Origin of the sequence: Sphingomonas faeni (genome assembly GCF_040407505.1) — a bacterium.
In the GTDB taxonomy this organism is placed as follows: domain Bacteria; phylum Pseudomonadota; class Alphaproteobacteria; order Sphingomonadales; family Sphingomonadaceae; genus Sphingomonas; species Sphingomonas faeni_E.
In genome coordinates, this window is the sequence record NZ_JAPZPQ010000013.1 from 1 (window position 1) to 21,730 (window position 21,730).

At 66.2% G+C, this 21,730-nt stretch carries 20 protein-coding genes; 9 read left to right on the top strand and 11 right to left on the bottom strand.

Features of this window, described 5'->3' with window-relative positions; genetic code table 11:
* Positions 1 to 204 precede the first annotated feature (204 nt).
* The 5 genes from O6X71_RS20650 to O6X71_RS20670 all read right to left on the bottom strand — a co-directional run bounded on the left by O6X71_RS20650 (position 205) and on the right by O6X71_RS20670 (position 5,330).
* Positions 205 to 1,509 (bottom strand): sensor histidine kinase, encoded by a 1,305-nt coding sequence (locus O6X71_RS20650; protein ID WP_353467572.1) that lies wholly within the window; start codon positions 1,507 to 1,509, stop codon positions 205 to 207.
* Between the two features lie 46 nt (positions 1,510 to 1,555).
* A complete protein-coding gene (locus O6X71_RS20655; RefSeq protein WP_056062218.1) occupies positions 1,556 to 2,275 on the bottom strand; it encodes a response regulator in 720 nt (239 codons plus the stop codon).
* 72 nt (positions 2,276 to 2,347) lie between these two features.
* Positions 2,348 to 2,854 carry an EF-hand domain-containing protein gene (locus tag O6X71_RS20660; RefSeq protein ID WP_353467539.1) on the bottom strand — a complete coding sequence of 169 codons (507 nt, stop codon included), beginning with the start codon at positions 2,852 to 2,854 and terminating at the stop codon, positions 2,348 to 2,350.
* A 113-nt stretch (positions 2,855 to 2,967) separates the two neighbouring features.
* Positions 2,968 to 3,747: an acyl-CoA thioesterase gene (locus O6X71_RS20665; RefSeq protein ID WP_353467540.1), complete on the bottom strand. Its 780-nt coding sequence runs from the start codon at positions 3,745 to 3,747 to the stop codon at positions 2,968 to 2,970.
* Positions 3,744 to 5,330, bottom strand: a complete 1,587-nt coding sequence (locus O6X71_RS20670) for a class I adenylate-forming enzyme family protein (RefSeq protein ID WP_353467541.1) — start codon at positions 5,328 to 5,330, stop codon at positions 3,744 to 3,746. Before O6X71_RS20670 ends, O6X71_RS20665 begins: the two co-directional genes overlap by 4 nt.
* A gap of 74 nt (positions 5,331 to 5,404) precedes the next feature.
* Here O6X71_RS20670 and O6X71_RS20675 point away from each other — a divergent pair, with 74 nt between their 5' ends.
* The 3 genes from O6X71_RS20675 (at position 5,405) to O6X71_RS20685 (ending at position 8,793) form a co-directional block, all read left to right on the top strand.
* A complete protein-coding gene (locus O6X71_RS20675) occupies positions 5,405 to 6,019 on the top strand; it encodes a glutathione S-transferase family protein (protein WP_353467542.1) in 615 nt (204 codons plus the stop codon).
* A gap of 407 nt (positions 6,020 to 6,426) precedes the next feature.
* Complete coding sequence (locus tag O6X71_RS20680; RefSeq protein ID WP_353467543.1) at positions 6,427 to 6,831, top strand: hypothetical protein; 405 nt, start codon at positions 6,427 to 6,429, stop codon at positions 6,829 to 6,831.
* 660 nt (positions 6,832 to 7,491) lie between these two features.
* Positions 7,492 to 8,793, top strand: a complete 1,302-nt coding sequence (locus O6X71_RS20685; RefSeq protein ID WP_353467544.1) for a spinster family MFS transporter — start codon at positions 7,492 to 7,494, stop codon at positions 8,791 to 8,793.
* Between the two features lie 11 nt (positions 8,794 to 8,804).
* On the opposite strand, the gene O6X71_RS20690 is transcribed toward O6X71_RS20685, so the two are convergent.
* Together O6X71_RS20690 and O6X71_RS20695 are read right to left on the bottom strand one after the other, a co-directional pair.
* Positions 8,805 to 9,200 (bottom strand): hypothetical protein, encoded by a 396-nt coding sequence (locus tag O6X71_RS20690; RefSeq protein WP_353467545.1) that lies wholly within the window; start codon positions 9,198 to 9,200, stop codon positions 8,805 to 8,807.
* Between the two features lie 106 nt (positions 9,201 to 9,306).
* The gene (locus tag O6X71_RS20695; protein WP_353467546.1) at positions 9,307 to 10,551 is read right to left on the bottom strand and encodes a TetR/AcrR family transcriptional regulator; all 1,245 of its coding nucleotides are present in this window, start codon (positions 10,549 to 10,551) and stop codon (positions 9,307 to 9,309) included.
* Between the two features lie 156 nt (positions 10,552 to 10,707).
* Between O6X71_RS20695 and O6X71_RS20700 the strand changes: the two genes are divergently transcribed.
* The 6 genes from O6X71_RS20700 (at position 10,708) to O6X71_RS20725 (ending at position 16,702) form a co-directional block, all read left to right on the top strand.
* Positions 10,708 to 11,991 (top strand): acyl-CoA dehydrogenase family protein, encoded by a 1,284-nt coding sequence (locus O6X71_RS20700; RefSeq protein ID WP_353467547.1) that lies wholly within the window; start codon positions 10,708 to 10,710, stop codon positions 11,989 to 11,991.
* A gap of 130 nt (positions 11,992 to 12,121) precedes the next feature.
* Positions 12,122 to 13,204 carry a Zn-dependent alcohol dehydrogenase gene (locus O6X71_RS20705; protein ID WP_353467548.1) on the top strand — a complete coding sequence of 361 codons (1,083 nt, stop codon included), beginning with the start codon at positions 12,122 to 12,124 and terminating at the stop codon, positions 13,202 to 13,204.
* On the top strand, positions 13,201 to 14,265 hold the full coding sequence (locus O6X71_RS20710) for a phosphotransferase family protein (RefSeq protein WP_353467549.1): 1,065 nt from the start codon (positions 13,201 to 13,203) through the stop codon (positions 14,263 to 14,265). The genes O6X71_RS20705 and O6X71_RS20710 overlap by 4 nt, the downstream gene beginning before the upstream one ends.
* A gap of 126 nt (positions 14,266 to 14,391) precedes the next feature.
* A complete protein-coding gene (locus O6X71_RS20715; RefSeq protein ID WP_353467550.1) occupies positions 14,392 to 15,156 on the top strand; it encodes an SDR family oxidoreductase in 765 nt (254 codons plus the stop codon).
* A gap of 15 nt (positions 15,157 to 15,171) precedes the next feature.
* Positions 15,172 to 15,969, top strand: a complete 798-nt coding sequence (locus O6X71_RS20720; RefSeq protein ID WP_353467551.1) for an SDR family NAD(P)-dependent oxidoreductase — start codon at positions 15,172 to 15,174, stop codon at positions 15,967 to 15,969.
* A gap of 118 nt (positions 15,970 to 16,087) precedes the next feature.
* The gene (locus tag O6X71_RS20725) at positions 16,088 to 16,702 is read left to right on the top strand and encodes a superoxide dismutase (protein ID WP_107952266.1); all 615 of its coding nucleotides are present in this window, start codon (positions 16,088 to 16,090) and stop codon (positions 16,700 to 16,702) included.
* 74 nt (positions 16,703 to 16,776) lie between these two features.
* Here the strand turns inward: O6X71_RS20725 and O6X71_RS20730 are convergent, their stop codons facing one another.
* The 4 genes from O6X71_RS20730 to O6X71_RS20745 form a co-directional block, all read right to left on the bottom strand.
* A complete protein-coding gene (locus O6X71_RS20730; protein WP_353467552.1) occupies positions 16,777 to 17,394 on the bottom strand; it encodes a septation protein A in 618 nt (205 codons plus the stop codon).
* A 181-nt stretch (positions 17,395 to 17,575) separates the two neighbouring features.
* Complete coding sequence (ftsY, locus tag O6X71_RS20735) at positions 17,576 to 18,511, bottom strand: signal recognition particle-docking protein FtsY (protein WP_353467553.1); 936 nt, start codon at positions 18,509 to 18,511, stop codon at positions 17,576 to 17,578.
* A complete protein-coding gene (mtaB, locus tag O6X71_RS20740) occupies positions 18,508 to 19,755 on the bottom strand; it encodes a tRNA (N(6)-L-threonylcarbamoyladenosine(37)-C(2))-methylthiotransferase MtaB (RefSeq protein WP_353467554.1) in 1,248 nt (415 codons plus the stop codon). The genes ftsY and mtaB overlap by 4 nt, the downstream gene beginning before the upstream one ends.
* A 293-nt stretch (positions 19,756 to 20,048) precedes the next feature.
* Positions 20,049 to 21,674: a putative bifunctional diguanylate cyclase/phosphodiesterase gene (locus O6X71_RS20745; RefSeq protein ID WP_353467555.1), complete on the bottom strand. Its 1,626-nt coding sequence runs from the start codon at positions 21,672 to 21,674 to the stop codon at positions 20,049 to 20,051.
* Positions 21,675 to 21,730: the final 56 nt, after the last annotated feature.

Below are 21,730 nucleotides of genomic sequence, written 5' to 3' on the forward strand. Positions count from 1 at the left end.
GCGTTTCTCCCGCCCCCCCCCCCCCCCCCCCCCCCCCCCCCCCCCCCCCCCCCCCCGCCCCCCCCCCCCCCCCCGCGGGGGGGGGGGCCCCCCCCCCCCCCCCCGGGGGGGGGGGGGGGGGGGGGGGCCCCCCCTGTTCCAGGCGGTGTCCTGCTTGGCTGCCCCTCACCCCGACCCTCTCCCCGCAGGGGAGAGGGAGCAGAACTAGCGCGGCAACTCGATGATCGCGTCGAGACCGCCAGCCGGACGGTTGACCAGCCGGATCTCGCCGCCAGCTTCCCGCACGATCGCGCGGGCCAGCGCCAAGCCCAACCCGATCCCCCCCGTCTCGCGGTTCCGCGAACTCTCCAGCCGCGTGAAGGCGTCGAACACGTCGCCCATCCGATCTTCCGGGATACCCGGCCCCTGATCCGTTACGACGATCGCCACGGTCTTCGCCCCCGCCTCGACACGCACTTCCGCCGACACGCCGTATTTGATCGCGTTCTCGATCAGATTGCGGACCGCGCGACGGATCAGCGACGGCCGCAGATGCATCCGCAGCCGCTCCGTCTCGACGAAGCTGACGTCGCTGCCGATATCGCGGAAATCCTCGACCACCGCATCGACCAGCGCCGCTAGGTCGACGTCCGTCAGCGGTTCGCTTGGCCGCCCGAGCCGTGCCAGCGACAGGATGTCGTCGAGCGTCCGGTTCATCTCCGCCACCGTATCGATCATCCGCGCCCGATCGACATCGTCCTCGACCGACTCGATGCGCACTCGCAGAGCCGCCAGCGGCGTGCGTAGGTCATGGCCGATCGCCCCGAGCATCCGGTCCTTCTCGTCGAGCATTCCCGTGACACGGAGCCTCAGCGCGTTGAACGCCGCGATCAGCGCCACGACGTCGTCAGGCCCATGCGGCGGCATCGGCGCACCTGGATCACCCGGCCGAAAGCTCTCCGCCGCGCGCCGCAAATCCTGAAGCGGGCGCGAAATCCGTCGGACGATCCACAACACGGGCAGCAGTACGATGATGTACAGGATCGCGGTCTGCGTCAGCACCGCGAGTAGCAGTCGCCAACCAGGCTGCGGCCAGGGCGCGGTGATCGCCAGCCATCCGCGTCCGGGCTGCTCGATCGCGATCAGCAGCGTCGCGCTCTGCCGATCGCCGCGCCGCAGCCCGTCGCGGCGATGCGCGTCGCTCGTCTCGTCAGTGGCGGGGCGAAGGCCGGTATCGATCCGCCCGACCGTCAGCCCTAGATCGGCGAACTGCCGACGCAGTTCGGTGGCGACTTCGGGATGACGCTCGAACATCGTGGGTGGGATCGGATTGGCCCGCAAGCGGCGTACGCGGCCGCGGTCGGGGCTCAGCGGGCGGCCGCCATGCGCCTCGCGGTCCAGCGCGTCGGCGATTCGCGTCGCGACCGGTCGCGACGCCTGGGCAAGGCGGAATTCGGACCGATCGTGCAGGATCATGCCGAAGTTGATGACTTGCGCCACCAACAGCGCGATCGCGATCAGCAGCGCCATCTGACCGGCGAGACTGCGCGGCCACGGCCGTCTCACGCGCGGGCCATCACAAGCGGGTGACTTCGGCCGCCAGCGTATAGCCGCCGCCCCAGACCGTCTTGATCAACTCCGGCGTCTTCGCATCCGCCTCGATCTTCCGACGCAACCGGCTGATCTGGTTGTCGATCGCACGGTCGAACGCCGCGGCCTCGCGCCCCTGGGTCAGATCGAGCAACTGGTCACGCGTGAGCACTTGGCGCGGACGCGTGACCAGCGCGAGCAACAGGTTATACTCGCCGGTCGACAGCGGTACGGACACGCCTTCGCGGTCGATCAGCGCGCGCTCGCCCGATTTCAGGACCCAGCCGGCGAACCCGTAGGAGCTGCTCTCGGGCGCGTGCTGGCGTGATCCGCCCGCGGTCGCGCGTCGCAACACCACTTTCACCCGCGTCGCCAACTCACGCGGGGAGAATGGCTTCACGACATAATCGTCCGCGCCCATCTCGAGCCCGACGATCCGGTCCGTCTCCTCCGCACGCGCGGTCAGCAGGATCACCGGCACGTCGCTGGTCGCGGCGATGTGGCGGCACAGCGACAAGCCGTCCTCGCCCGGCATCATGATGTCGAGGATGACTAGATCGATCGCATATGCCGTCAGCCGCGTCCGCGCCGCCTCGGCATCGCCCGCCTGCGTGACGCGAAACCCCTGTTTGGTGAGGTACACGGCCAGCGGCTCGCGGATCGAGCGCTCGTCGTCGACGAGCAGCAGGTGCGGCATATCTCCCATCGGGGCAGTGTCTAGCATGGCGGCTGTCCAGGGGAAGCATCGGGGTTTGCCCGACGCCGCCCCTCTTCCGAGTTATCGAGCAGGTGCGGGCGGGGTCACGCCGTCGCGGCGTTCGCGTCGGTCGACGTAGCGCATCTCGGCGGCGTTGGCGCGCTCTGTCGCGTCGATCGTGCCGTCGTGATTGGCATCCATCCGGTCGAACCGCTTGAGCGCGCGCGCCTCGAACTCTTCGCGTGTCACGCTGCCGTCGCCGTTCGGGTCCATCCGGCGCCCCATGCCGTCATGCTTGCGACCGCCCGGCGGCGGCACGGGGACGTCGCGACCGCTGGCGACCATCCGGTCGTGCAACGCCTCGCGATAGGCGCGCATCTCGCCGGCGGTGATCCGGCCGTCATGGTCGGTATCCATCTGCGCGAACCGCGCATCGGCCTGCGCGATCGCTTCCGCGCGCGTGGCGACGCCGTCGTGGTTCGCATCCTGACGCATTGGTAGGCGCGGTGTTGCGGGGGCGGTTTGCGCGCCGGCGGCGGACGTGATCGCGCTGGCGGCGAGCATCAGGGTGAGGACGGTCTTGCGCATGTCGGTCTCCGGCGGAGTGGGACGAATTCCCATCGAATGACCGTCGTTCTAAGCCCCGGTTGTCGCAGGGTTTTGCCGCCCCTCCACCAATGTGTCGCAAGATATGTCAGGCTTCAGGCAAAGATTGCCACGCTCTGCATCTGTTCGGCGACCGGTGTGCCGTCCGCGTTCCAGATCGCCATCTGCTGGCTCGAACTCCCCTCGCGCACGTAATCGGTGGTCGCGCGGAGCAGCCACCAGCCATCGCGCGTCACTGGCTGCGGCCCCAGGATATTGAGCAGCCACGTCATGGAACTGAGCGGGGCGGGGCCGCCGAGCAGCTTCAACGCGGCGGGTGGCAGGCAATCGGCGACCGCGATCAGTTCGACCATCGGATCGAGCCCGTCACGCTCGGCCAGCCGCACCCAGCGCAGCCATTCCGCCGGCCCGACGCCGTCATCCCGCCGATCGAGCAAGTCGAAGTTCCGCGCGAATGCCACCGCACTGTGGCCACGGAACGTCTGCGTCTCCGGCCCGGGCATCGGAAAGTCGGGCGCACTGCCCGTTTGGTGATCGACTCGCGACGCGACCGCACCCATGAACACGAACGTGGCGCGCAGCCCTAGCCCGGCCTCGCTCTCGACATCCGCCTGGACGAACGCGGCGTTGCGGCCGCGCCGCAACTGGGTCGCGCGTATCACGATGTCGCCGGAAAGTGGCCCGATGAACGACACCTGCGCGGACCGCAGCGGCGGCAGGTCGACGTCCGACTTCTGCGCGGCATGCAGCGCGAGCGCGGCGGAGAAGCCGCCATAAGCGGTTCGGCCCTGCAACCAATTCTCGGGCACCGTCCCGCGCCAGCCGCCGCCTTCGATCGGTTCCAGCGCGTCGATCGCCTGTTTCAGACTGGTCATGCGGCGGCAGCTCCGAGCCTGTCGCGGAGTTCGCGCTTGAGCACCTTGCCGATCGCGCTGCGGGGTAGCTCGTCGGCGACATGGAGCGCGGAGAGGCGTTGCGTCTTGCCGAGCTGGCCGTTCACCCAGGCGAGGATCGCGGGGGCATCGTCGATTACGCCATCGCGTCGCACGTAGAACCCCACCGGCGTCTCACCCCATGCCTCGGATGACACGCCGATCACCGCGCAATCCGCCACCGCCGGGTGCTGCGCCATTACCGCTTCCAGGTCCGATGGATAGATGTTGAACCCGCCCGAGATGATCAGGTCCTTCTTCCGATCCATCAGCGTCAGGAAACCGTCCTCGTCGAACCGCCCCACGTCGCCGTGGCGGATGTAGCGGTTGCCGTCGGCGTCATGCCATTCGGCGTCGCGCGTTGCCTCCGATCGGCCGTGATAGCCGTTCATCATCGCCGGGCTACGGCCGACGACCTCGCCCATCTCGCCGGGCGCGACCTCGACGCCGTCATCGTCGATCAGGCGGATTTCGTGCCCCGGCATCGGCTGGCCGACGGTGTGGAGTTTGGTCGGGTTCGCAGTCGCGTTCAGCGCGCAACTCGCGCCGCCTTCGGTCATGCCGTAGAATTCGACGAGCACGCCCGGCCAGCGCGCGATGACGTCGGCCTTCAACGCCGCGGAGAACGGCGCGCTGGTGCTGGTCTTGAAACGGAACGTCGACAGGTCGAAGCTGTCGAAATCGGGCAGCGCCATGATCCGCTGATACTGCACCGGGACCAGCATCGTGTGCGTCGCGCGGTATCGCTGCGCGAGTTCGAGATAGGCGCGCGCCTCGAACTTGCCCATCAGCACGACCGTGCCGCCCCAGCCGAGCGTCGGCAGGAAGCTGACCAGCGTCGTGTTCGAATAGAGCGGCGTGGCGATCATCGTGACCGCGGTGTCGAACCCCGCCGCCGTGTTGCGGGAGACGTGCGCCCAGCGCATCGCGTGGCTCTGGACGATGCCCTTGGGCGTACCGGTCGTGCCGGAGGAGTAGATGATGTTGAACGGGTCTTCGGGTGCTATATCGACGGGGATCGGCTTGGCTTGGGAAGGAGCAAGCCAATCTGCAAAAGCCTGAAAAGAGTGTTCTCCCGCGAAGGCGGGAGCCCAGTCTGGGCTCCCGCCTTCGCGGGAGAACAAGATGGGGCGGGCTGAAAGCGTTTGCTCCTCTAACGACCGAGCATTCTCCAAATCGAGAAACACGATCGGCGCGCCACTATCTGCAATCATTGCCGCAATCGCAGCCGGCGTAGCGGACGGCGCGATCGGTATCGCGACACACCCCGCGCGTACCGCACCAAGGAATACCGCCGCATAGTCCGTCGTCGGCGCCGCGACGATCGCCACCGCCGTCCCGTGCGCGACCCCGTCGCGCTGCAACGCCGCAGCGACCCGGTCCATCATCGCATCAAGCGTCCGATAGTCCATACTGCCCTTTGCGTCGGCAACGGCAGTCCGATCCCCCCGTTCCACCGCGTGCGCACGGATCAAATCGGGGAGGGTGGCAAAGCCCGTGGCGAGCATATCGGCGGCGGTCGTCATGCGACGCATCGCTAGGCGAACGCGTCCGGCAATGCCATACGGTATATTCGAAAACCGATGCCGAGGAGACGCCGTTGCTGTTCTACGATAGCGCACTGCCAGCGCCCAACCCGCGCCGCGTCCGCATCTTCCTCGCCGAAAAGCATGTCCGCGTGCCGATGGCGCAGATCTCGATCCCCAAGGCCGAGCACAAGGCGGAGCCGTTCCTCGCGGTCAATCCACTCGGCCAGACCCCCGCGCTCACGTTCGACGACGGCCGCGTGCTGACCGAGAGCGTTGCGATCTGTCGTTACTTCGAGATACTCCTTCCCGACCCGCCGATGTTCGGCCACGGTGCGCATAACACTGCCGAGATCGACATGTGGACGCGGCGGATCGAGCTGCGGCTGATGACGCCGTTGTCGATGGTCTGGCTGCACACCCATCCCTGGACTGCGCGGATCGTCCAGCCGCAATATACCGAGTTCGGCGAAAGCCAGCGCCCGCGTGTGCTCGCAGCAATGGGGGAGTTCGACCGCGCGCTCGCCGGTCGCGACTGGCTCGATGGCGAGCGCTACACAATTGCCGATATCGTCCTGCTCACGACGATCGACTTCGCCACGTTCGTCGGAATCGCGATGCCCGACGAGCTTGAGCACTTAAGGGCATGGCATGCCCGTGCCTCTGCCCGACCGAGCGCCCAAGCGTAACCAGTGCAGTTAATCAACTCGTTCATACGATAGAAGTCCTTCCTCGGCTAGCTCCGGCGCGGGACGGGCCGTGCCCGCAGGGGAGAAAGTTGAGTACACAAGCTGATCGTCGTCGCGGCATTGTGGACGCTACCGACCACCATAGCCGCGCAGGAAGCGCCGACGGATACGGCGATCGTCGTGCCGGCGCATACCGAGATAGTATTGCGCCTGGACGAGGAAATCGCGTCGGATCGCGCACGTGTCGGACAATCCGTCGCAATATCCGTTGCGCGGGACGTGATCGTCGACGGCGCGGTGCTGATCCCGCGTGGGGCGCCCGGTGTCGGTGCGGTGACCTTCAGGACCGGCAAGGGCGCGTTCGGCAAATCCGGCAAACTCGATATAGAATTGCGCTCGGTCGCAGCGTGCCTGTCGTTGGTCGCTATCACGCTGCAGGCGATGGCCGGACCGGCGAGACGATCGGCACGATCATCGTCGGTGGTGTCGTGGCGGGGGCCTTCGTCACGGGGCATAACGTCGTGTTCGAGGAAGGGCGCCAGTTCACTGCCTTCACCGGCGAGGCGACCCGGATAGCGCGCCCGGCGATGCGCTTGGCCCGGTACGCGTCACCGGCCGTGCCACCGGCAATGTCCTTCGCCCGAGGCCCGGCCCTGGTGTCGCCATCCTACGCGGCCGTGGCCTATAGTCCACCGGCCGCGATGCCCGTTCCGCCAGCCTACGTAGCCGATGGCAGTTTCGCCCAAAAATTGGCTGCCGCCCAACCCGTCCGCGGTGGCGATCCGCGGCTGGGGTGGATGATCAGCGACTAACGTCCGGCCTGCACCGCCGTCTGCCCGAGTAGCGGATTCTTCGCTTCGTCGGTGATTGGCTCGATGCTGTCGTCGATCGCCTGCCCTCTCGTACGCGGCGATCGCCGCCGGCCGAGCGGCAATCGCCTCGATCGTGAAGTCGGGCCCGGCTTCCTCTAGGAGCGGTGGGATCTCGCCGCGTTTGGCGGGGGTGGATTAAATCAGTCAGATTTAGGAATGTTCCAGCGATTGTGTTGCGAGGGCGAGGGCGGGGGCCGTGGCGGGCAAGCTGGGACGCCACGAGCGATTCCATCCCTGGCGAGGGCTATAAGGAAAATACGCTTTGCAACGTCGCGAATCTATGCGAGGGGAGCCGCATACCCGGTATTCAGATTGCCCGGACGCTCCGCTCCTTTGGTAGCGCGGAGACGAGCCCGGCCACGACGTTGGAGAGGGGATAAGGCGGAAGAGCGACCCGAACGAGGACGCATCTTCCGCCGTCCTTCTCACGAAATCCCGGTAACGCCGTCAAACCCGTAAGACTTTGCTTCCAGGGGTAATGTCGCCCGTCATGCACACGCGGTCGGCTCGTCGCAAGTCGGCGAGGAATGCAGCTTTAGCTCGTCTGGTACGCCTCAATTGCCCTAGCGTAAGGCCTGTTTGGACTTCGAGGTATTGCCGATGGCAGTAGCGTATCAGTCCCATCCCGAGATCGCCGACGCATTGGCGATGAAGCGACGGGGCCTGACGCTCGCGCTGCTCACCTTCACCTATTTCTTCAGTTACATGGACCGCCAGATCCTCGCGATCCTGCTCGAGCGGATCAAGGCGGACCTGCTGCTGACCGATACGCAGCTCGGGTTGCTGTCCGGACTCGTCTTCGCGATCTTCTATGCGACGCTCGGCATACCGGTTGCGCGACTCGCGGATCGGACCAGCCGTCGCAACATCATCGCCGCCAGCCTGACGATCTGGAGCGCGATGACCGCGCTGTGCGGGCTCGCGCAGAACTTCACGCAGTTGATGCTCTTCCGGATCGGCGTCGGCATCGGCGAGGCGGGGTCGAGCCCGCCCAGCCACTCGATCATCGCCGACCTCTATCCGCCCGAGAAGCGCGCGAGCGCGATGGCGGTGTATTCGCTCGGCGTGGTGCTAGGCGCAGGGTTCGGCACGCTGATCGGCGGGGTCGTCGCGCACTCGTACGGCTGGCGGATCGCGATGATGACCGTCGGCCTGCCGGGGATCGCGCTGGCCATCCTGGTACGCCTGTTCATGGTCGAGCCCCGCCGCGGCCTGTCCGACGCCGCCCGCGCGGTGGCCACGCCGATGCCGAGCGTCGCGCAGGGGTTCGCGTCGATGTGGGCGAGCGCCCCGGCGCGGCATCTGGTGGTCGGCGTCACGCTGACGTCGATGATCGGCTACGCGCTGACCGGCTGGGGTCCGAGCTATATCCAGCGGTCGCTCGGCATCTCGATGCTCGACATCTCGCGCTACATCGCGCTGCCGGGGGCGCTGTTCGGTGCGGTCTCCGCGCTGGCGGGCGGCAAGATCGCCGACATGCTCGCCAGGCGTCACGGGCTCCACGTCCAGGCGTGGGTGGTACTCGTGATGAAGGGCCTGTCGCTCCCGTTCGCGCTCGCCTTCTATCTGATCGATGCGCCGGTGATCGCGATCGGCAGCTATTTCGTGTCGTTGATCTTTGCGAACTCGTATCTCGGGCCGAGCTTCGCGCTGATCCAGCACCTCGCGCCATTGCAGATCCGTGCGATGTGGGCGGCGATCACGCTGCTGGTGATCAATCTGGTCGGACTAGGGCTCGGGCCGACGCTGGTCGGCTGGCTCAGCGACCTGCTCAAGCCGGGGTTCGGCGAGGATTCGCTGCGGTATGCGCTGATCATCATCGTGCTGATGACGCCGTGGGCACTGTTCCATTATTGGCGCGCGGGGGTTCTTCTGAAACGCGCGGAGGATGCTGCTAGGTAATCGCTTCTTCGTCAGCTTGGCTGGGCGGCGGCAGGGCGGGCCAACGCATCTGCCAACAACCATGTCATCGCGCTTGTCCGGTCATCGAACACCGCCATGTCGTCGCGCACCGCGACGATCCGCTTCACCTGCAGCCGCGCGAGCTTGCCGTCGGTGAACAAGGCGACTTTCCGCGATTTCAGCGGGATGGTCAGAGCCACGCGCTGGAGCATCGCGACCACTTCCTGGGGTTGGATCGCGGACCGCGAGAAATTGCCCAGCAGCATGTGACGCTTGCCGGTCGCCAGCACGCGCCGCGCCTCGCCATCCAGATCGCGGAGGAAGCCCTGGACATGCGGGATCGTCCAGAATCCGGACGCCTCGACCTCGATGATGCCGGTGTCGAGATCGGTCGTGATCGTGTGCATGACGCCCTCCGTGGAGGTGTCGGGATCGGCCGCTCGGCGTTAACGATGCGTAACCAAACCGTTACGAATGCGATTGTTGCCGCCTATGACGCCGTCGCGACTGGCGTCAGGCCTTCGCCATGCGATCGTCGAACAGCCCGAACATCAACGTCGAGGCATACATCGCGATCGCCCGCTCACGAGGCATAGTCGACGCCCATTTGCGCATGTCGAACGCCGCGTTCTGGAGCGCCATCAACGCCTGCGCCGCGATCAGGGCATCGACCGCGCGGATCGAGCCTTCGCCGATGCCGTCCATCATCATGCCCGCATAGCGTCGCGCGATACCGTTCGAGCGGTCGACCATCGCGTTGCGCACGCCGATCGGCAGGCCGCTGAGTGCCGTGGTACGCAGCAGCGGGCCGCGTTCGGCGAACTGCACGTCGAGCAAGGTCGCGACGGTGCTCGACAGCTTGTGCCAATAGCTCCCGCCCTCGGCCTCGCCACGGCTCTGCGCATCGGCGATCGTGTCGAAGCTGCGGCGGTAGCACGCGATGACGAGATCGTCCTTCGCATCGAGATGGTGGTAGAAGCTGCCCTTGGTCACGTTCAGCTCGGAGGCGATCTTCTGCACCGAGGCGCCGCGATAGCCAAGTTCGTTGATCAGGCGCGTCGCGGCGAGCAGGAACGCCTCGCGCCCCGGCTCCGCCTCGTCATGGCTCAGATCGAGCAGGGTAGGGGACCATTTGGCGTCCTTGCCGGCGATACCGTGCGCGAACACGTCCATCAGCCTTTCCTCGACCCGGCCATATTGATCGGGCTCGTAGCGCGTGAGCCAGATCGGCAGCCAGAACGTGTTTTCCAGAAGCACATGCGCGCGTGCGCCGTTGAGATCGGTCTGCGCGCGCGACGAGGTGGGACCCCACAACAGCCGCGTACGGCGAAACACCTCGCGCCAGCCCGCCATCAGCCGACCGCGCATCGGCTCCTCTGTCGCGCGCAAGTCGGAGAGGACGGCGAACGCTTTCTCCTCGCCGCGCTGGATCCGCCCAAGCCGGTCCATGTTGAGCGCGAGATAGCGCCGAACGCGGTCCTCCGGCGTTGCTTCTTCCGCCGCGACGTCGAGCATCGCAATCAGCGATTCGAGCGTGTTCTCGAACGCCGCCGCCGCGAGGTCTTCCTTGCGCTTGAAATAATAGGTAACGCTCGTCGTGTTGAGCCCGACGCGCCGCGCCACGTCCGCGAACGTCATGCCCTTGGCACTCTGTTCGTTGATCGCTTCTGCCGCCGCGGCGAGGATCGCGTCACGCTTCGCACGGAAGCGCTTGGTCCCCTGTTCGCTCTCGTCGCTGGCCTCTGCCGGAACCTTCATCGAAACACCCTAACAGCTTCGATTTGAAGATACAGTGCTTTTTAGGCGGTTTCAGGGCGGACTTGAAAACATGCTTTCCGGGGCGCTCCACACGCTTTACCGAATGTGCGGTATGGTCTAACCCGCCTTTAAAGCGATGACGAACGGAGAGCCCGCATGGATTTTACGCTGAGCGAACGAGAGATGTATTTCCGGGATCGGGTCCGGGATTTCATCGACCAGAATATCCGCCCGCGACAGGTTGATTACGACCAGCAGGCGCATGAGGGCGAGCGCTGGAAGGTGATTCCGGTGATCGAGGAGATGAAGGAGAAGGCCAAGGCGGCCGGGCTCTGGAATTTCTTCATGCCGCCCCATTCGGGCCAGACGCATGTCGACGATACGTTCGCGTTCGAAGGCACGCAGCTCACCAATCTCGAATATGCGTTATGCGCGGAGGAGATGGGCAAGATCAGTTGGGCGAGCGAATGTTTCAACTGTTCGGCGCCCGATACCGGCAACATGGAGGTGTTTCACCGCTATGGCACGCGCGAGCAGAAGGAGGCCTATCTCGGGCCGTTGATGCGCGGCGAGATCCGCTCGGCGTTCCTGATGACCGAGCCCGCGGTGGCGTCGTCGGACGCGACCAACATCGAGACGTCGATGGTGCGCGACGGCGATCACTACGTCATCAACGGCACCAAATGGTGGTCGAGCGGCGTCGGCGATCCGCGCTGCAAGATCGCGATCGTGATGGGCAAGACGAGCTTCGAGGGCTCGCGGCACCAGCAGCAGAGCCAGATTCTCGTGCCGATGGACACGCCCGGCGTGACGATCAAGCGGATGCTCTCGGTTTATGGCTATGACCACGCGCCGCATGGGCATGGCGAAGTCGTGCTGGAGAACGTCCGGGTGCCGGTCGAGAACGTGCTGCTCGGCGAGGGGCGCGGGTTCGAGATCGCGCAGGGGCGGCTTGGGCCGGGCCGTATCCATCACTGCATGCGCACCATCGGTGTCGCCGAGACCGCGATCGAGGCGATGGCGCGGCGACTGCTCGACCGGGTCGCGTTCGGCAAGCGGATCGCCGACTTCTCGGTGTGGGAGGAGCGGATCGCGACCGCGCGAATCGACATCGAGATGACTCGTTTGCTCTGCCTCAAGGCGGCGGACATGATGGACAAGGCGGGCAACAAGTCCGCGCAGATCGAGATCTCGATGATCAAGGTCGCCGCGCCGAACATGGCGCTGCGGATTCTCGACGATGCGATCCAGGCGCATGGCGGCGGCGGCGTGTCGGGTGACTTCCGGTTGGCGCACGACTGGGCGGCGATGCGCACCCTGCGGTTCGCGGACGGTCCGGATGAGGTCCACAATCGATCGATCGCACGCAACGAGTTCGGCAAATACGGCGACTTCCGCAAGGGTGGCGTGTCGAGCGGGGATGTCGGGGTGAGCCGATAAACCCCCGTTCGTCCTTCTTTCTTCGTCATCCTGGGCTCGACCCAGGACCCATAGCCACAAGGGCAGCGATCTTGGTTCTGGGTCCTGACTTTCGTCAGGATGACGGTCTCGTTTCGGAGCGCACCTACCCATGAAAGCCGCAGTCCTTTTCGAAGCCAAGACGCCGCTCAGCATCGAGGATGTCACTATCTCGAAGCCGACCGCGCACGAAGTGCTGATCCGCACGATGGCGGTCGGCGTGTGCCGGTCCGACCTGCATTTCGTCGACGGCGCCTATCCGCATGCGATGCCGACCATTCCGGGGCACGAGGCTTGCGGCGTGGTCGAGGCGATCGGCGACGAAGTGCGCGGCGTGAAGGTCGGCGATCATGTCGTCACGTGCCTGTCGGCATTCTGTGGTCAGTGCGAGTTCTGCGTCACCGGCCGGATGTCGCTGTGCATCGACGCCAGCGTGCGCCGTCCGAAAGGCGCTACACCGCGCCTGATGCTCGGCGACCGGCCGATCGCGCAGATGCTCAACCTCAGTGCCTATGCCGAGATGATGCTGGTCCACGAACATGCTTGCGTTGCGATCGACCGCGACATGCCGATGGACCGTGCGGCGCTGCTCGGCTGCGCGATCACGACGGGGGCGGGGGCGGTGTTCAACACTACCGACGTGACTCCGGGCGAGACGGTATGCGTGGTCGGCTGCGGCGGTATTGGGCTCGCGGCGGTCAACGCGGCCAAGATCGCCGGCGCAGGGAAGATCATCGCGCTCGATCCGGTCCCCGAGAAGCGCGCGATGGCGGAAAAACTCGGCGCGACGCACAGCATCGATGCGCTGTCCAACACCGCCGCGGACGAGGTCGTCGCGATCACGAAGGGTGGCGTGCATCACGCGATCGAGGCGGTCGGCCGCGCGCAATCCGCGGCGACTGCGGTCAAGGTCCTGCGTCGGGGCGGCACCGCGACCATCCTCGGGATGATGCCGCTCGGCGAGAAGGTCGGGCTGTCGGCGATGGACCTGCTGTCGGGCAAGCGTCTGCAGGGCGGCTTCATGGGCTCGAACCGGTTCCCGGTCGACATCCCGCGGCTGGTCGATTTCTACATGCGCGGGTTGCTCGATCTCGACACGATCATTGCCGACCGGATGCCGCTGGAGCGGATCAACGACGCGTTCGACGAACTCCGCCGCGGCGACACGACCCGTAGCGTGATCACCTTCTCATGAGCGATGCATCGACCAGCATGGTCGGCACGATCGCGGTCGGCGACAAGGACCGTCTCGACCTCGGCACGCTTGGCGCGTGGATGACCGCCAACGTGCCCGGCTATGCGGGCCCGCTGACCTACGCGAAGTTCGCCGGCGGCCAGTCGAACCCGACCTACCGCCTCGACACGCCGGAGCGCGCCTACGTCCTGCGCCGGAAACCGTTCGGCCCGATCCTGCCGAGCGCGCACGCCGTCGACCGCGAATACCGTGTGATCGCGGGGCTGCACCCAACCGGCTTCCCCGTTCCGCGGCCCTATGGCCTCTGCGAAGACGCGGGGGTGATCGGCTCGGCCTTCTACGTCATGGAGATGGTCGAGGGCCGGACGATCTGGGACGGCGCGATGCCCGGCGCGACGCCCGCCGAGCGCACCGCGCACTACGAGGCGATGGTCGACACGCTCGCCGCGCTCCACAACACCGATTACGCGGCGGCGGGGCTCGGCGACTACGGCAAGCCCGGCAATTATTTCGAGCGCCAGGTCGGCCGCTGGACCAAACAGTACCGCGCCGCCGAAACCGAGCATATGGACTCGGTCGAGCGCCTGATCGAATGGTTGCCGCGTACGCTGCCCGAGCAGACGCGCACCTCGATCGTCCACGGCGACTACCGCATCGACAACATGATCTTCGCGCCGTCCGAGCCCAAGGTCATCGCGGTGCTCGACTGGGAATTGTCGACGCTCGGCGATCCGCTCGCGGACTTCTCGTATCTGCTGATGAGCTGGGTGACCGAACCCGAGGGGCGCTCGGGCGTGCTCGGGATGACCGGTCCGGAGACGGGCATTCCGACGATCGAGCAGGTTGTAGACCGCTATTGTGCCGCGACCGGCCGCGGCGGCGTGCCTGATCTGAACTGGTATTTCGCCTACAACCTCTTCCGCCTGACCGGCATCGTCCAGGGCATCAAGAAGCGTATCATCGACGGCACTGCTTCTAGTGCGCAGGCGGAGAAGACGGTCGCAAAGATCCACGGGTTGGCGGATGCGGCGTGGGGATTTGCGGTGAAGGCTGGGGCGTAAACTCATTCCCCTCCCGCATGCGGGAGGGGCTAGGGGTGGGCTCGCGCTCACCATAACCGATACCGTTTGTGGAAGGCCGGGTGCCCACCCCCGACCCCTCCCGCATGCGGGAGGGGAGAAGCAGGAATGTCGCAATTCGACCTGACCGGCATGGTCGCCATAGTTACCGGGTCGTCGCGCGGCATTGGCCTCGCCTCCGCGCGCGAACTCGCCGAGCACGGCGCGAAGATCGTGATATCCAGCCGCAAGCAGGACGCCTGCGATACCGTCGCTGCGGAACTCAACGCCAAGCATGGCGAAGGCACCGCGATAGCCATCGCCGCCAACATCTCGGACAAGGCCGGTCTCCAGCACCTCGTCGACCAGACCCGCGCCCAGTTCGGCCGGATCGACATCCTCGTCTGCAACGCCGCCTCGAACCCCTATTACGGTCCGCAAGCCGGCATCGCCGACGACCAGTTCCGGAAAATCCTCGACAACAACATCGTCTCCAACCATTGGCTGATCCAGATGGTCGCGCCCGAGATGCTCGAGCGCCGCAGCGGCAGCATCATCATCATATCCTCGATCGGCGGGCTGCGCGGTTCACCGGTGATCGGCGCCTATTGCATCAGCAAGGCCGCCGACATGCAGCTCGCGCGCAACCTCGCGGTCGAGTTCGGACCGTCCAACGTCCGCGTGAACTGCATCGCCCCCGGCCTGATCAAGACCGACTTCGCCCGCGCCTTGTGGGAAGACCCGCAGCGGATCGAGGCGGCGAACACCAGTGTGCCGCTCCGCCGGATCGGTGAGCCCGAGGAGATCGCCGGGGCAGTCGTCTTCCTGGCGTCGTCGGCAAGCAATTTCATGACCGGCCAGACGATGGTCATCGACGGCGGCGTCACGATCTAACCGAAGGACCATGCGATGCGCTTTACCGACAAATCGATCATCGTCACCGGCGCAGGCTCCGGCATCGGCCGTGCCGCCGCGCTCCTGTTCGCGAGCGAAGGGGGCAAGGTCGTCGTCGCCGACAAGACCGAGGGCGCGGACGAAACCGCGCACCTGATCACGCAGGCCGGCGGCACGGCGAAGGCGATCCGCATCGATGCCGGCCTCGAAGACGACGTGATCCGCACGATCGCGCTCGCCTGCGACAGCTTCGGCGGGCTCGACGTGATGTTCGCCAACGCGGGTATTTCGGGCGGCATGGCCAACCTCTTCGACACCGACGTCGCGCTGATCACTGAAGTTTTGCGCGTCAACCTGATCGGCCCGTTCCTCGCGATCAAGCATGGCGCCCCGCGGATCGCCGAGCGAGGGAAGGGCGCGATCGTTCTCACCGCCAGCGTCGCCGGGATTCGCTCGGGGGCCGGCTCGCCCGCCTATTCCGCGTCGAAGGCCGGCGTCATCAACCTCGCTGCCGTCTCTGCGCAACAACTCACGGGCTCGAACGTCCGCGTCAACGCGATCTGCCCCGGCCTGACCGAGACGGGCATGACCAAGCCCGTCTTCGACTACGCGCGCGAGGCGAACAAGATGGACCGCGTCGGTCGCCTCAACCCGCTCCACCGTGGCGCGCAACCCGAGGAACTCGCCAAGGTCGCGCTGTTCCTCGCCTCCGACGACGCCAGCTACGTCAACGGCCAGGCGATCGCGGTCGACGGCGGTCTCTCGTCAAGCCATCCGGTCACCCGACAGGAATACGGCAAGACCGCCGCCTGACCGATGATGCTGTCGGGTGGCGACGTTTCGGCCGCTGGATACGCTTGCGCAACGACTTTTGCGGGACCATTTGCGACGTGCGGACGTTGAGCGTCCGACCCCATAAAGGAGAATCCCCATGGCTTTCGAACTCCCACCGCTGCCGTATGCCTATGACGCGCTCGAGCCGGTGATCGACCAGGAAACGATGAAGTTTCATCACGACAAGCATCACGCGGCGTACACGGCCAAGCTGAACGAAGGCGTCGAGAAGGATTCCGCGCTGGCGGGCAAGTCGATCGAGGACATCCTCGGCATGATCTCGTCGCAGCCGCCGCTGGTCCGCAACAATGGCGGCGGTTTCTGGAACCACGACTTCTTCTGGAAGACGATGGCGGCCAAGAACGGCCAGGCACCGTCGGGCAAGCTCGCCGAGGCGATCGATCGCGACTTTGGCAGCCTCGACAAGCTGAAGGAAGAGTTCAACACCAAGGGTGCGGGGCAGTTCGGCTCGGGCTGGGCTTGGCTGATCGCGGATGCGAGCGGCAAGCTGAAGGTGACGAGCACGCCGAACCAGGACAACCCGCTGATGGACGACGCCAAGGAGCCCGGCACGCCGTTGCTCGGTAACGACGTTTGGGAGCACGCCTATTACCTGACGTACAAGAACGATCGTCCGGGCTATCTGAAGGCTTGGTGGGACATCGTGAACTGGGACGTCGTCGGCGAGCGTTACGCGAAGGTCGCGGGCTGAACCGAGCTAAGATTGTTCCCCCGCGAAGGCGGGGGCCCAGTCTGGACTCCCGCCTTCGCGGGAGAACAAGAAAGTTACCCTTCGGGCGGCAGGTCGGTCACGGCTTTGTCGCCCGTTTGCAATCCGTGCTTCAGCAGCATCGGAATGTTGGCGAACGCGAAGAGCAGCGTAAGCGGGATCGCGCCCCAAAGCTTGAAGCCGACCCAGAAGTCCCAGGTCGTGTTGCGCCATACGCCCTCGTTCAGCACCGCCATGAACACGAAGAACACCGCCCAGTTGCGCGTGAGCTTGCGCCAGCCATCGGCGGACAGACCGGGGTAAGCGGTTGCGAGCAGCGACTGGAGCAGCGGGCGCCCCGTGACGAGCCCGAACGTCAGGATCGCCGCGAACATCGCGTAGATGATCGTCGGCTTCATCTGGATGAAGCGCTGGTCGTGGAAATAGATCGTCAGCCCGCCGAACACGACGATCAGCGCGCCAGACAGCCACAGCATCGGCGAGATATGGCCGGTCTTGACCTTCGACACGATCATTGCGGCGACCGTGGCGATGATGAACGCGGTGGTGGCGGCGACGACGCGGACGATCGGCAGGCCGGGCGTGAGGAAGTTCACCGCGAAGAAGACCGCGAGCGGGCCGTAGTCGACCGCCATGCGGAGGCCGGGGGATAGGGGGGGCTTGGTTGGGGTCACTGGGTTTTCGCTTCCTGGGGCGGGTGCGTGCGGACATGTACCTCGATACAGGCCCTCGACAAGCTCGATCCTTACTCGGCACGAACGGGGGCAGTTCGGGAGGGCGTCTGTCAGTCCACGCCGTTCGTCCCGAGTAGCCGTCGAGCTTGTCGAGATGGCGTATCGAAGGACATTCCGAGCGTTACTTCCGAACGCTCTCCACCCCGGCGATGATCCGGCTCACTTCGTTCGCATCGAACGGGCGCAGGTCGGTCATGCCCTCGCCGATCCCGATCGCGTGGATCGGCAGGCCGTATTTTTCCGCCGCCGCGACCAGCACGCCGCCGCGCGCGGTGCCGTCGAGCTTGGTCATCACGAGCCCGGTGACGCCCGCGACCTCCTTGAAGACCTCGATCTGCTGGAGCGCGTTCTGCCCGGTCGTAGCGTCGAGGACGAGGACGATGTCGTGCGGGCTCTCCGGGTTGATCCGGCCCAGCACGCGGCGGATCTTGGCCAGTTCGTCCATCAACTCGCGCTTGTTCTGCAAGCGGCCGGCGGTGTCGACGATCAGCACGTCGATGCCGGTCTCGGTCGCCTTCTTGACCGCGTCCCACACCACGCCCGCTGCATCGCCGCCCTCGGGACCGGTGACGATCGGCACGCCGACGCGCTCGGCCCAGGTCCGCAACTGGCCGATCGCGGCGGCGCGGAACGTGTCGCCGGCGGCCAGCATCACGCCGTAGTCCTGCTCCACCAGCAGATGCGCGAGCTTGGCGATGGTCGTCGTTTTGCCCGAGCCGTTGACGCCGATGACGAGGATCACCTGCGGCCGCGGGAAGGCGTCGATCTCGATCGGCTTGGCGACCGTGGCGAGCACCTTCTCGACCTCTTCCGCGACGATGACGCGGATGCCGAGTTCTTCCATGTTGCGTTCGAAACTGCCTTCAGACAGGCGGCGGCGTATCCGGCCGGCGGTCTCGGGGCCGAGATCCGACGCGATCAGCGCTTCCTCGATATCGTCGAGCGTCGAATCGTCGAGCCGCGCGCCGCCGAGGCCGGCGAGGTTGCCGACCAGCCGGTCGGAGGTGCGCTTGAAGCCGCCGATCAGCTTGTCGTGCCAGGTTGGGGTGGTGCTCATGATGGTTCTCGTGTTGCGCTGAGGCGGTCGGACGTGGCGCCGGTGATCGTGATGCGGACGATGTCGCCGGGTATGGCGGGTTCGTCCAGCAGGACTTCTGCGAAATTGCCGATATGGCCGCGGTCGCCGGGGCGTTCGACGAGCAGATCCTGCGATGTGCCTACCAGCGCTTGCAGCCAGTTCGCTCGCGCGGTTTCGCCGGCGTCGCGGAGGAGGGCGGCGCGCTGGCGGCGGATCTCGGGTTCGACCTGCGGCATCCGCGCGGCGGGGGTGCCGGCGCGGGGCGAGTAGGGGAAGATGTGCGGGTGGACGATGTGGCAGTCGTCGATCAGCGCGCGCGTGTTGGCGAACATCGCCGCGTCCTCGGTCGGGAAGCCGGCGATCAGGTCCGCGCCGATCGCGATGTCGGTGCGGGCGGTCTTGAGGCGATCGACCAGCGCAACGCTTTCGGCGCGTGAATGGCGTCGCTTCATGCGCTTGAGGATCATGTCGTCGCCGGCCTGCAACGACAGGTGTACGTGCGGCATGATGCGCGTTTCGGTCGTCAGCAGCGCGAAGAGGCGGTCGTCGATCTCGATGCCGTCTAGCGAGGAGAGACGCAGGCGTTCGAGCTTTGGGACGTGATGCAGGATGCGTTCGACGAGGTGACCGAGCGTCGGCGCGCCGGGGAGGTCGGGGCCGTAGCTGGTGAGGTCGACGCCGGTGAGGACGATCTCGCGGTGGCCTGCGTCGACGAGGCCGGCGATCCGGTCGACGACCGCGCCGGCGGGGACCGAGCGGCTCGGGCCGCGACCGAACGGGATTGCGCAGAAGGTGCAACGGTGGTCGCAGCCGTTCTGGACCTCGACGAACGCGCGGGCATGCGCGGAGAAGCTGGCGGCGAGGTGTGGCGCGGTCTCGCGGACCTGCATGATGTCGGAGACCACCACTGCGTCATCAGCCTTCCAAGCTGAATACGTCAGCTTGTCTGCATTGCCGATGACGCGGTCGACTTCGGGCATTGCCGAGAAGCTCGCGGGGGCGATCTGGGCGGCGCAGCCGGTGACGACGATCTGCGCGTCCGGCCGATCGCGTTTGGCCCGGCGGATCGCGACCCGCGTGGCCTTCACCGCCGCGTTGGTGACGGCGCAGCTGTTGACCACGACCATGTCCCGCCCGGCGACGAGCGCGCGGATGGTCTCGCTTTCGGCGATGTTGAGGCGGCAGCCGAGGCTGATGACCTCTGGCTGCGGGGCAGATGGCATGCGGCGCGATTTAGGAGGGGAGGGGGGGGAAGTCCACGGTTTGCTCGTTGGGGGCGGCCGACATCGTGTTCTCCTGCGAACGCAGGAGCCTAGGGTACCGGACGGAGCGCTGCTTGGTCCTGGGCTCCTGCGTTCGCAGGAGAACGGATCGGGGAGCGACCATTTACCTATTCCACCCCGGCGGAGGCCGGGGCCCAGTTGGGGGACGATCATTGGGAAGGACGGTGCGTTGTAACTGCAACCTTCCCAACTGGGCCCCGGCCTTCGCCGGGGTGGTGTTTTGTGAATGGGCCTTAGCCCGCCAATCGCGGCGCAATGCCGCGCGGCGGTGGCACGCTCCGGTCGGGGCGCTGGGCCAGCAAGCGTTTCTCCGCCAGCAAGCGCCGGACCTGCGCCGCACCGAGCGGGCGCCCGTACAGATACCCCTGACCCTTCGCACAACCCATGCCGCGCAGGCGCTCCTCAATCGCGGCGTCCTCGATCCCTTCCGCGGTCGTTGGCAGGTTGAGGCTGTCCCCCAGCCGGACGATCGTGTTCACGATCGCCATGCTCTCCGGATTGTCGAGGATCGACGAGACGAAGCTCTTGTCGATCTTGATCCGGTCGAACGGCAGCGCCCGCAGATGCGCCAGGCTCGAATAGCCGGTGCCGAAATCGTCGAGCGCGAGGCGGATGCCCTGGTTTTTCAGGCTGCCCACGATCGACTGCGCGAGTGGCAGGTTGTCGAACAGCGCGCTCTCGGTGATCTCGATCTCGAGCCGGCTCGCAGGGAAGCCTGTCTCGACCAGCGTCTTGATGATCTTCTGCGCGAGCCACGCATCGCGCAACTGCAGCGGCGAAACGTTGACCGACAAAGTGAGCCCGGCGTCCCAGTCGCGCGCGGCGGCGAATGCCTGGCGCATGATCGACAGCGACAGGTCGCCGATGAGCCCCGTTTCCTCCGCGATCGGGATGAACACGTCGGGCGCGATCATGCCGCGCGTCGGATGCTCCCAGCGCGCCAGCACCTCGAAACCGGTGATGAGGCCGGTGGTCAGGTCGACCTGCTGCTCGAAATACGGAACGACCTCCTGCGCCGGGATCGCACTTCGGAGGCCCGCTTCGAGTTCGCCACGGAGTTGCAGCGATCGCTCCATCGACGTGTCGAACCACGCATGGCGACTACGCCCGGCGGTCTTGGCCGCGTGGAGCGCGATGTCGGCGTTGCGCAGCAAGGCGTCGACCGAGGCGCAGTCGCGATCGGACCGGGCGATACCGATCGAGACGCTGCTGTGGATGTCGGCGCCATTGGAGCGGAACGGCAAGGCGAGGCCTGCGACCATGCGCTCGGCGATCCGGTCGGCGACGTTCTCGTGCGCGGAGTCGAAGACGAATGCGCAGGCGAACTCATCTGCGCCCAGCCTAGCAAGCAGGCTGGTACCGGGCGCGATCGCTGCGATCGTTTCCGCGACATGAGCAAGCAACAGGTCGCCTACCGCATAGCCGTGCAGATCGTTGACGCTCTTGAAGTGATCGATGTCGATCGTCAGCATGGCCATCGCCTTGCCGCGGCGGCGCGTACTGGCGAACAGTGCCGCGCCGTCTTCGGACAGGCTGCGGCGATTGAGGAAGCCGGTGAGCGGATCGCGCTGCGCAAGCGCGTGCGCATGGCGGCCGGCGTCGGACAGAATGCTCAGCTCTTCCGATAGGGCCCGGTATCGGAACCAGCCGAACAGGATCAGCGCCGCGTTCAACAACAGCGCCGCGACCAGGCCGTGATCGATCACCGCATCGCTGCCGTGCCAATGTGCCAGTGCCTTGACGACGGCGGTGCCCGCGGTGCCGACGAACAGAAGCAGTGCGGCGCCCGTAACGGCGCCGGTCATGAATTCCCGACTGATGTTGCGGAGCGAAAATGTCGTCGCCGACTTTACGGTCATGGGGTTGGCCTGTTCGGTCTCTTGCTTGGGTGGCGGTGTGGCATGCGACACGTGTA